Consider the following 11,184-nt stretch of genomic DNA (forward strand, 5'->3'; position numbering starts at 1 on the left):
AAAATAATGTATAAATATTGTATTCAATTAATGTGTTAATTTTCTAATAACACTTATTATTTCCCGTTTTAACACATTAATATTATCAATTGGATCATAATTTGAGGGCGGTTTTCCTTTTGCGTTGGCACCGCCATGCTGTTAATGATTGGCATGCATTGATAAAACGTATAATCGGTCGGGGAATTTTCTGTGATTTTTAACTGCCACATCCCTCAACTAATACCTAATTTCTCCTTCAGTGATTTTAAGTAGCGGCGACTCACCGGGATATGCCTACCGCTACGGGTAATCACTTCGGCTGAGCCATTATCCATCAGTTGAATTTCTCCCAGTTGTTCAGTATTCACCATATATTGACGGTGGCAGCGGATAAATGGTGTTTTTTCTTCGAGTGTTTTGAGTGACAACTGGGTATAGCCTGATTGCACTGTCCCGACGACATGCACCCCGCTAAGCTCAGAGCTTAGATATTCTACTTCTTCAATTTTCAGCAAAAAAATACGGTTATGACCGGAACAGGGGATATGCCGCAGCATGGGTTCAGTGATTTTATGTAAATTATTATTTACGGTCAGGCCGCGCCTTAAGCGTATTAGCGTTTTTGCCAGCCGTTGATAATCGAGTGGTTTTAACAGATAGTCAAAGGCGTGCTCTTCAAATGCACGGATAGCATATTCATCGTAAGCGGTAACAAACACGATGTGTGGCATGTTTTCTGGATTCAACATTGATGCCAATTCCAGGCCATTAATTCTTGGCATTTGGATGTCGAGAAACACCACGTCGGGCTGTAAGCGCTGGATTGCAGGGATTGCTTCCAGTGCATTACTGCATTCGGCGACGATCTCAATATCGTGTTCTTCACTCAGTCTTTCGCGTAAATCTTCACGCGCAGGTTGCTCATCGTCGACGATGATGACTCTTAACATACAGCCTCCACAAATTTTCCGCATTCTATCATGGCCTCCGAGGGAGGTTGGGACCATCTGCGGAAACTGCGACTTACCGCAAAAGTCGGACAGAAATAGGGCGGTAAAAGTGTGGTAATTATTTATTTACACATATGGATTGAAAACTTTACACGTCATGGTATTGTGTACCTCATCAAACGATAAATACGCTAAACGACATCCGCTAAACAGAGATAGGGTAAAGAATATGATCATGCAAAAAGATGCGCTCAATAATGTCCATATCAGTGCTGAACAAATACTGATAACCCCGGAAGAACTGAAAAACCAGTTTCCTTTGAGCGACAATGATCAGTATGCGATTGAATCTGCTCGCAAAACCATTGCTGATATTGTTCAAGGACGAGATCCACGTTTATTAGTCGTTTGTGGCCCATGTTCGATCCACGATGTGGATGCTGCTCTGGATTATGCGCGTCGTTTGAAAACACTCTCTGCGGAGTTGAGTGATAGCTTATATATCGTTATGCGTGTCTATTTTGAAAAACCAAGAACTACTGTCGGTTGGAAAGGCCTTATCAACGACCCGGCAATGGATGGCTCTTTCGATGTGGAAGCTGGCTTACATATTGCCCGTCGATTACTGCTGGATTTAGTGGGTATGGGCTTGCCGCTGGCAACTGAGGCACTGGATCCGAATAGCCCGCAATACCTGGGTGATTTGTTCAGTTGGTCAGCAATTGGTGCGCGTACCACCGAATCACAAACTCACCGTGAAATGGCATCTGGTTTATCCATGCCAGTTGGATTCAAGAATGGCACTGATGGCAGTTTGGGCACCGCAATCAATGCAATGCGTGCTGCGGCTATGCCACATCGCTTTATGGGAATTAACCAATCCGGTCAGGTTTGTTTGTTGCAAACCCAGGGCAATCCACACGGACATGTGATTTTACGTGGTGGCAAAACCCCTAACTACAGTGCACAAGATGTCGCTCAGTGTGAAAAACAGATGCAGGATGCGGGACTCACTCCATCCTTAATGATAGATTGCAGTCATGGTAATTCGAATAAAGACTACCGTCGCCAGACTGCCGTCGCTGAATCTGTGGTTGAACAGATCAAGGCGGGTAATCGTTCTATCACCGGTGTGATGTTGGAAAGCCACATCCACGAAGGGAATCAGTCATCTGAACAACCCCGTACTGCTATGCACTACGGTGTTTCAGTGACCGATGCCTGTATTAACTGGGAAAGCACCGAAACCCTGTTACGTGGCATGCATCAAGAATTGCGTTCAGTGCTGGCGGCACGGACTGTAGAGGAAGAGTAAGTATGGTGGCTGAACTGACCGCTTTACGCGATCAAATTGATGAAGTCGATAAAGCACTGTTAGACCTGCTGGCTAAACGCCTGCATTTAGTGGCAGAAGTAGGTGAAGTTAAAAGCCGTTATGGTTTGCCTATTTATGTTCCAGATCGTGAGGCTTTGATGCTGGCCTCACGCCGACAGGAAGCCGAGGCTTTAGGTGTACCGCCGGATTTGATTGAAGACGTATTGCGTCGGATAATGCGAGAGTCTTATACCAGCGAGAATGACAAAGGTTTTAAAACCTTGTGCCCACAATTGCGGCCCGTAGTCATTATCGGTGGGCAAGGGCAGATGGGGCGTTTATTTAGCCGTATGCTGGGCTTGTCTGGTTATCAGGTGAAAACACTGGAGCAAGGGGACTGGCCACAGGCTGAGTCCATTCTGGCGGATGCTGGTATGGTGATTGTTAGTGTACCCATCCATATCACTGAAGAAGTGATTGGGCGATTGCCAAAATTACCGCCAGATTGCATTTTATTGGATCTCGCTTCGGTGAAAAACAAGCCGCTGCAAGCCATGCTGGCTGCTCATGAAGGGCCGGTTGTGGGTCTGCATCCGATGTTTGGCCCTGATGTGGGCAGTCTGGCGAAGCAAGTGGTAGTGTATTGTGATGGTCGCGACCCGCAAGCATACCAGTGGCTGTTGGAGCAGTTACAGGTATGGGGGGCAAGATTACACCGCATCAGTGCTGTCGAACATGATCAGAATATGGCATTTATTCAGGCATTACGGCATTTTGCGACCTTTGCCTATGGGCTACATCTGGCTGAGGAAAACGTGCAGCTAGAGCAATTGTTGGCACTGTCTTCACCGATTTATCGTCTGGAACTGGCGATGGTTGGGCGGTTGTTTGCGCAAGACCCACAGCTTTATGCCGATATTATTATGTCTTCGGAAGATAATCTGGCGCTAATTAAACGTTATTACAAACGCTTTGGTGAAGCGATTACTTTGCTCGAGCAGAGTGATAAACAAGCCTTTGTCCAAAGTTTTCAGAAAGTTGAGCACTGGTTTGGCGATTATGCAGAGCGTTTTCTGGTGGAGAGCCGTTCATTGCTGCGTCAGGCGAACGATAGCCGCCTATAATCATACCCGTCATTGGTTGCACTTGTTACTCGGCCCATCCTTGGGCCTTGTAAATCCTAAGCGTCGTGAATCTCTAACGCTGCGTTAACTTGGATTGACCGGAATCACGTTCTCGCTTGGGTAGCAACCCAATATTTTCAACGAACGGGTAATAGGTGCTAAGTCTGCCAGCGCTTTTTGCATCGAATCGGACCGTAAATTAGCCTGCACATCAATATAAAACATCTCTTCCCACGGATTGCCATTAATCGGGCGGGATTCCAGTTTCGTCATGATGATACCGTGGTCTCGCAGCACTAATAGTGCTTCAACCAGTGCCCCTGATTGCTGACCCGTCGCCATAATTAAGGTGGTTTTGGCCGGTATCTGCTCTGAAACTTCAATGGACTTACGGGCAAGAACAATGAAGCGAGTGATATTTTGTTGCTGATTCGCCAGATTATGTTCCAGCACCTGCAAATTATACAGTGCACCACCAGCTTCACTACCCAGAGCGGCGGCTGTCGGCGAGTTCATTTGTGCCACTTTTTCCATCGCCGCAGCAGTGCTTTCGCAATACTCAATTTTCCAATGAGGGAAACGATTAATGAACTGGCTGCACTGCTGGAAAGGTTGTGGGTGACTGTATACGGTTTCGATTTTGCTCAGGTCAGTTTCAGTTGCAACCAGAACACAGTGGTCAATAGGGTTGGTTATTTCCCCTACGATGAACAAACTGGTGTGTTGCAGCAAATCATAAACGTCGTTAATAGAGCCGGAACTGGTGTTCTCTATCGGTAAGACGGCGTAATCCGCTTGCCCGGTTTCTACCTGAGTGAAAATATCTTGGAATTTCTGACAACCACATTCAATCAGTTGCTCAAAATGACGAGCGGCATATTGACGTGCAGCCAGATGTGAATAAGAGCCTTTTGGGCCCAGGAAAGCGATACGGGCAGAATGTAGGGCGGTTTGATTAAGCTGATGTTGTAACAGTGCCTGCTGAGTTAAGACCGAGTCTTCGATAATAAGTTGGAACAGACGAGTGACATAGAATCCGTCGAGGTCATAGGGCTTAGCGGCAGTTATCAGGGCATCCAGTAAGTCACGTTCACGCTCTTTATCGCGAATAGGACGATGATGGAGCTGCTTAGCTTTAGCGACATCCACTGCTAATTCACGCCGCTCTGCCAGCAAGGCGAGCAGTTTTAAGTCTAGTGCGCTGATGCGTTCACGTAGCACCAGTAATGGATTATCGGTCATAGGGATTTGCCTTATTTTTCTGAATGATTATACCCTAAATAATTCGAGCAGCAGGAAGGTAGCCAATGCACATGCAGCTTGAAGTATGACGAGGATATACACATAAAAAAAGCCTCCCGCTTGGGAGGCTTTGTTGTTCGTCTTCGCATTCTTTATCACACGACGAAACGCCTCCCAATCAGGGGAAGGTAAAAAAGAATGCGAAGAAAAACACTTTATTGATCATCGTTACTGGTTACCTGTTTTACTCGTAAGTGTGTTGCCACGAAAATAAATAGTAAAGAAAGTCAGTTCTTAAAACTGATCAGACTCTAAATTAACCGCCAGCCTGAATTGCTGTCAATAAAAAACGCGCCCAAAGGCGCGTTAGATCCGAAATGAGATGGATGGCTCCGGCTATTGTTCTTGCTCGGATTCTTCTTCCTCTACATCTACTGACTCCAGATTAGCTTCTTTAACACTACTTGCTGCGCGGCGAGCTTCACCTTTGTGCTGCACTTTATTTAATTGGCGTTCTAGTTTGGTGATAAGCTCATTAATTGCAGCATACATATCATCATGTTTGGCACTGGCAACCAATGGCCCCATTGGTGTACTGATAGTTGCATCGGCAACAAATCCTTGTGGACCTTTAGACAGTACGATGTGCGGGTTTATTAACTGGGCCTGCCATTTATCCAGTTTGGTGAGACGGTCTTCAACATGCTTGCGAATTGCTGGGGTAATATCCATTTGCTTACTGGTAATGTTGACTGTCATATGACTTACCTCTCTGTCTGCTCCGTCTTGGATAACTTCAGCATACCTCTCTTTCTCACAAAATGTATGATCAAGGTCACTTTTTTTTGTCACTTTTTGCAAAGGTCATGGGAACTGTGATTCAAGGTCAGGAATAGCGGCTGGGGGCTTGAATCATTGATTATAATGCCGCATTATTGATAAGTTATATTGCCTGCATTCAGTTAAAAACGGCGTTATTTTTCTGTTTTAGATAGGATATTAGCGCGATAGTCTGATGCAGTGAGTTTTATCGGCCTACACCAGTAAAGTGAACATCTGCCGTAAGGCAAGAATTGAAAACGGCAGCCTAGGCTGCCGTTTGTTATTTTATCGAGCCAGACAATATCAGGCTGGATTCGCTGCAATTATCTTGGCAACTTTGTCTGCCTCGGCATTGAGTTGCAGTTGTTTATAAGCATTTTCCATCAATGGCAACGCATCACGGGTTGCTTGAGTATCAGGATAATCTCTCAACATTTGTTCTACACGGTTAACTACCGCGACGTAGGCGCCTCGTTTAGTGTAATATTGCGCCACGGCCAGTTCATGCTTGGCCAGACGATTTTTCAAGAACGTCAGGCGTTTTTGCGCATCAGTTGCGTACTGGCTGTTCGGATAGTTTTGAATCAACTGGTTAAAATCGCGGAATGCGGCCTTGGCATGTTGCGGGTCGCGGTCTGAACGATCAATCCCGAAGAAACCTTGCAATGCGCTGTCATCCAGAGCCATGTCAGTCAAACCACGCATATATAATACGTAATCGATGTTAGGATGTGTTGGATTGAGGCGCATAAAGCGATCAATTGAGGCTTGCGCCAACGGCAGATCAGCAGATTTATAATACGCATAAATCAAATCAAGCTGAACCTGTTGGGAGTAAGGCCCGAAAGGATAGCGGTTATCTAACGCTTCTAGTTGCGTAATAGCTCCCTTAAAGTTACCGTCCTGCAGTTTTTGCTGAGCGGTAGCATAGAGCTCAGAAGGCGGGTTATCGGGAACCACGTCCTTGTTACTGGAGCAACCGGTCAGCACCAGGCTCAACGTGGCGGCAGCCACCAGATATTTCATACGCGTCATGACGTTTTGATTATCCTCGAAGTGTTATTCCGGGAGACTGTCCGTTAAGCTCCCGACAAAGATCTAGATACAATAGCACATTATATTAAACGGCATCGCCGTCAAAACCCAACGTTAACGAACAAGAAGCTGCATATGGCACAACAAGTACAACTCAGCGCAACGGTGGCCGAATCTCAACTCGGTCAACGGTTAGATCAGGCTTTGGCCGAATTGTTCCCTGATTATTCAAGATCTCGCATAAAAGAGTGGATTTTGGAAGACAGGGTCACAGTCGACGGTAAAACAATTAATAAGCCTAAAGAAAAAGTGTTGGGTGGTGAGCTCGTCGCCATTGACGCGCAAATTGAGGAAGATGCCCGCTGGGCGCCTCAAGACATCCCACTGGATATCGTCTATGAAGATAACGATATTTTGGTCATTAATAAACCCCGTGGTTTAGTTGTGCATCCCGGAGCCGGCAACCCAGATGGTACGGTTCTGAATGCGCTGCTCTATTATTATCCTGAAATCATGGATGTCCCGCGCGCGGGTATCGTTCATCGCCTGGATAAGGATACTACTGGTTTGATGGTAGTAGCAAAAACGGTTCCGGCACAAACGCGTTTAGTTGAAGCACTGCAAGCGCGTGAAATTACCCGTGAATATGAAGCCGTAGCCATTGGCAATATGACTGCGGGCGGTCGAGTAGACGAGCCAATTTCGCGTCATTCCACCAAGCGTACTCACATGGCTGTGCACCCAATGGGTAAACCAGCAACTACCCATTACCGGATTATGGAGCATTTCCGCGCCCATACCCGCCTGCGTTTGCGTTTAGAAACGGGCCGTACCCATCAGATCCGCGTGCATATGTCTCATATTAACCATCCGCTGGTGGGTGATCAGTTTTATGGTGGCCGTCCGCGCCCACCAAGAGGCGCCTCTGATTCCTTTATTTCCATTCTGCGTGGTTTTGATCGTCAGGCATTGCATGCCACCATGCTGCGTTTGTATCACCCTATCAGTGGTATCCAAATGGAATGGCATGCAGCATTACCAGAAGATATGGTTGAGCTGATAAATGCGCTGAAGGCTGATACTGAAGAATTCAAAGACCAGATGGATTGGTAATGAGTCCCCAACTGATACTCCCAGACTGGCCGATGCCTGCCGGTGTTAAGGCATGTAGCACCACCCGTCACGGTGGTATCAGCGAATCGCCTTATGATTCATTAAACCTTGGTACCCATGTTGGTGATGTTGCAGCCAGTGTGATAGCTAATCGCCAGCGATTAGTTGAACTGGCTGGCTTGCCGCAAATGCCTGTTTGGTTGGAGCAGGTACACGGTACTCGTGTCCTGCATCTGGATAGTAAGGCGGTAGCTGATGTACAGGCTGACGCGGCTTATAGCCGGGTTGCCGGGCAAGTTTGTGCCGTAATGACCGCAGATTGCCTACCGGTGCTGTTTTGTTCATTAGCCGGCGACGAAGTTGCGGCCGCACATGCTGGTTGGCGTGGTTTATGTGCTGGCGTCCTTGAACAGACGCTGGCGCAGTTCAACGCGGCCCCTGCTTCTATTATTGCCTGGTTAGGCCCAGCCATTGGCCCACAGCAGTTCGAAGTGGGTGAAGATGTGAAACAGGCCTTTATCAATATCGACCCAGCATCCGCCTCTGCTTTTGTTCCTTCAGGCACCAAATATCTCGCTGACATCTATCTATTGGCTCATTTGCGGCTACAGGCTGCAGGTATTCACGCTATTTATGGCGGTAATCGCTGTACTGTGAGTGAAAAACAGCAATTTTTCTCTTATCGGCGCGATGGAATCACTGGACGTATGGCAAGTTTAGTCTGGCTGATATAACCTACTGAATTAGGACGATCCGCTGACGCATAACGAATTACTTTAAATATAGTGTCGAAATAACCTTGAAAATTTGAGGGATGACCTCATCTAATCTCCAGTAGCAATTTTGACCAATATCGGAGGTGTTATGCGTCTGGATCGTCTTACTAGCAAATTCCAGCTTGCCCTCGCCGATGCCCAGTCTTTAGCGCTTGGGCGCGACAACCAGTTTATTGAACCGTTACATTTGATGAGCGCACTGCTCAATCAGGATGGGGGGACGGTTCGCCCATTGTTGACCTCGGCGGGTATTAATGTTGCCAGTTTGCGCAGCGACATTGAGCAGGCTTTAGGTCGTCTTCCACAAGTTGAAGGTACCGGCGGTGATGTTCAACCATCAAACGAGCTGGTACGTGTATTGAATCTTTGTGACAAATTAGCGCAAAAGCGTGCAGATAAGTTTATCTCTTCAGAACTGTTCGTGTTGGCTGTGCTTGAAGACCGCGGCACCTTAACTGACATGTTAAAGGCTGCCGGTGCAACAACTGATAAAATAGATAAGGCAATTGAAAATATGCGTGGTGGTGACAAAGTCGATGATCCAGGCGCTGAAGATCAGCGTCAGGCGTTGAAAAAATTCACTATCGACCTGACTGAACGTGCGGAGCAGGGGAAACTTGATCCGGTGATTGGCCGTGATGAAGAGATTCGCCGTACTATTCAGGTGTTACAACGTCGTACCAAAAACAACCCGGTATTAATTGGTGAACCCGGTGTCGGTAAAACCGCCATCGTGGAAGGGTTGGCACAACGTATCGTCAATGGCGAAGTGCCTGAAGGCCTGAAACATAAACGTGTGCTGTCATTAGATATGGGCTCACTGATTGCCGGTGCTAAGTATCGTGGTGAATTTGAAGAGCGTCTAAAAGGCGTGTTGAACGATTTATCAAAACAAGAAGGTAGTGTGATCTTGTTCATTGATGAATTGCATACCATGGTTGGCGCTGGGAAAGGCGATGGGGCGATGGATGCTGGTAACATGCTGAAACCTGCGTTAGCGCGCGGTGAGCTGCATTGCGTCGGTGCGACCACCCTGGACGAATATCGCCAGTATATAGAGAAGGATGCGGCGCTGGAGCGGCGTTTCCAGAAAGTCTATGTTGCGGAACCGACAGTCGAAGACACCATTGCCATTTTGCGCGGGCTGAAAGAGCGATATGAACTGCATCACCATGTGCAGATCACCGACCCGGCAATTGTTGCCGCGGCAACACTGTCGCACCGTTATATTTCGGATCGCCAGTTACCGGATAAAGCCATTGACCTGATCGATGAAGCCGGTTCCAGTATCCGTATGCAAATGGATTCAAAACCAGAATCATTGGATCGGCTGGAGCGCCGAATTATCCAATTGAAACTGGAACAGCAAGCGCTGAACAAAGAATCCGATGACGCCAGTAAAAAACGGCTGGAAATGCTCAATACCGAATTAGAGCAGAAAGAGCGTGAGTACTCTGAACTGGAAGAAGAGTGGAAAGCTGAAAAAGCCTCACTGACTGGGACTCAGAATATTAAGACTGAGTTGGAACAGGCCAAAATTACCTTAGAACAGGCTCGACGTGTGGGTGACTTGGCTCGGATGTCAGAACTTCAGTACGGTAAAATCCCTGAGTTGGAAAAACAGCTAGCGGCAGCCAATGCGCTGGAAGGGAAAACCATGAAGTTGCTGCGCAATCGTGTCACTGAGGTTGAGATTGCTGATGTCCTGGCGCGCTGGACGGGTATTCCGGTATCACGCATGCTGGAAAGTGAGCGCGATAAATTGCTGCGCATGGAACAAGACCTGCATAAACGTGTCATTGGTCAGGATGAAGCAGTCGAAGCAGTATCCAATGCTATCCGCCGTAGTCGTGCTGGGTTATCAGATCCGAACCGGCCAATTGGTTCCTTCTTATTCTTAGGCCCGACGGGTGTAGGTAAAACTGAATTATGTAAAGCATTGGCCACGTTCTTGTTCGACAGCGACGATGCCATGGTGCGTATTGATATGTCAGAGTTTATGGAGAAACATTCCGTATCTCGGCTGGTTGGTGCACCTCCGGGCTACGTTGGCTATGAAGAAGGTGGTTATCTGACGGAAGCGGTGCGCCGTCGTCCTTATTCTGTAATCTTGTTAGATGAAGTGGAAAAAGCACATCCTGATGTGTTTAACATCCTGTTGCAGGTATTGGATGATGGTCGCTTGACTGACGGGCAGGGGAGAACGGTTGATTTCCGTAACACGGTTGTCATCATGACCTCTAACCTCGGTTCAGATTTGATTCAGGAACGTTTCGGTGAAAGAAGTTATACCGAAATGAAGAATATGGTGATGGAGGTTGTTAGCCATCACTTCCGTCCTGAATTTATTAACCGTATAGATGAGGTGGTTGTCTTCCATCCGCTTGGTCGAGCACATCTGGCCTCAATTGCCAGTATTCAACTGGAGCGGCTGTATAAACGTCTGGAAGAGCGTGGCTATCAGGTTACCATTACTCAACCTGCGTTGGAGTTCCTGGGGGAAACCGGCTTTGACCCTGTTTATGGTGCACGGCCATTGAAACGCGCGATTCAGCAGGAAATCGAGAACCCGCTGGCGCAGCAGATACTTTCCGGCAAATTAATCCCGGGAGTACCTGTTACTTTGGATGTGGAAAACGGGCATATCATTGCCAGACAGTAATCGTTAATCCTCAAGGGGGCGAGAAATCGCCCCCTTTTTGTTTTTTTTTTTCGCCATATCTACGGTTTTTGCCGTATTAATGAGCAGTTGAAAAGTTTTTTCAAATTAGGGGTTGCAGGCTGTCAGGAACTCCCTATAATGCGCCTCCACTGACCGGGAACAA

Annotated in this window: 9 protein-coding genes and 1 other annotated feature; of the genes, 5 read left to right on the top strand and 4 right to left on the bottom strand. The window is 47.2% G+C overall.

The window, feature by feature from the left end; translation table 11 throughout:
- Nucleotides 1-215: 215 nt before the first annotated feature.
- Nucleotides 216-932, bottom strand: a complete 717-nt coding sequence (gene btsR, locus V1952_RS15935) for a two-component system response regulator BtsR (protein WP_083160225.1) — start codon at nucleotides 930-932, stop codon at nucleotides 216-218.
- A 235-nt stretch (nucleotides 933-1,167) separates the two neighbouring features.
- On the opposite strand from btsR, the gene V1952_RS15940 reads away from it, so the two are divergent.
- On the top strand, nucleotides 1,168-2,247 hold the full coding sequence (locus V1952_RS15940) for a 3-deoxy-7-phosphoheptulonate synthase (protein ID WP_083160223.1): 1,080 nt from the start codon (nucleotides 1,168-1,170) through the stop codon (nucleotides 2,245-2,247).
- A gap of 2 nt (nucleotides 2,248-2,249) precedes the next feature.
- Nucleotides 2,250-3,371 (top strand): bifunctional chorismate mutase/prephenate dehydrogenase, encoded by a 1,122-nt coding sequence (gene tyrA / locus V1952_RS15945; RefSeq protein ID WP_420071952.1) that lies wholly within the window; start codon nucleotides 2,250-2,252, stop codon nucleotides 3,369-3,371.
- A gap of 84 nt (nucleotides 3,372-3,455) precedes the next feature.
- Here tyrA and pheA read toward each other — a convergent pair whose 3' ends face one another.
- The 3 genes from pheA to bamD all read right to left on the bottom strand — a co-directional run bounded on the left by pheA (nucleotide 3,456) and on the right by bamD (nucleotide 6,470).
- Complete coding sequence (gene pheA / locus V1952_RS15950) at nucleotides 3,456-4,613, bottom strand: bifunctional chorismate mutase/prephenate dehydratase (protein ID WP_083160219.1); 1,158 nt, start codon at nucleotides 4,611-4,613, stop codon at nucleotides 3,456-3,458.
- 102 nt (nucleotides 4,614-4,715) lie between these two features.
- Nucleotides 4,716-4,840 (bottom strand) — a sequence feature (Phe leader region).
- A 169-nt stretch (nucleotides 4,841-5,009) separates the two neighbouring features.
- Nucleotides 5,010-5,372 (bottom strand): ribosome-associated translation inhibitor RaiA, encoded by a 363-nt coding sequence (raiA, locus tag V1952_RS15955; RefSeq protein ID WP_083160217.1) that lies wholly within the window; start codon nucleotides 5,370-5,372, stop codon nucleotides 5,010-5,012.
- A gap of 366 nt (nucleotides 5,373-5,738) precedes the next feature.
- Entirely contained in the window at nucleotides 5,739-6,470 is a 732-nt protein-coding gene (gene bamD, locus V1952_RS15960; protein WP_032905545.1) for an outer membrane protein assembly factor BamD, read from the bottom strand.
- Nucleotides 6,471-6,605: 135 nt separating this feature from the next.
- Here bamD and rluD point away from each other — a divergent pair, with 135 nt between their 5' ends.
- The 3 genes from rluD to clpB all read left to right on the top strand — a co-directional run bounded on the left by rluD (nucleotide 6,606) and on the right by clpB (nucleotide 11,021).
- Nucleotides 6,606-7,583 carry a 23S rRNA pseudouridine(1911/1915/1917) synthase RluD gene (gene rluD / locus V1952_RS15965; RefSeq protein WP_083160215.1) on the top strand — a complete coding sequence of 326 codons (978 nt, stop codon included), beginning with the start codon at nucleotides 6,606-6,608 and terminating at the stop codon, nucleotides 7,581-7,583.
- Nucleotides 7,583-8,317, top strand: coding sequence for a purine nucleoside phosphorylase YfiH (gene yfiH, locus V1952_RS15970; RefSeq protein ID WP_372558123.1), 735 nt, complete (start codon nucleotides 7,583-7,585; stop codon nucleotides 8,315-8,317). Before rluD ends, yfiH begins: the two co-directional genes overlap by 1 nt.
- Before the next feature lie 130 nt (nucleotides 8,318-8,447).
- Nucleotides 8,448-11,021: an ATP-dependent chaperone ClpB gene (clpB, locus tag V1952_RS15975; RefSeq protein ID WP_372558124.1), complete on the top strand. Its 2,574-nt coding sequence runs from the start codon at nucleotides 8,448-8,450 to the stop codon at nucleotides 11,019-11,021.
- The last annotated feature ends 163 nt before the right edge of the window (nucleotides 11,022-11,184 follow it).

The sequence above is a fragment of the Yersinia sp. 2542 StPb PI genome, from assembly GCF_048593855.1.
In the GTDB taxonomy this organism is placed as follows: Bacteria; Pseudomonadota; Gammaproteobacteria; order Enterobacterales; family Enterobacteriaceae; genus Yersinia; species Yersinia enterocolitica_E.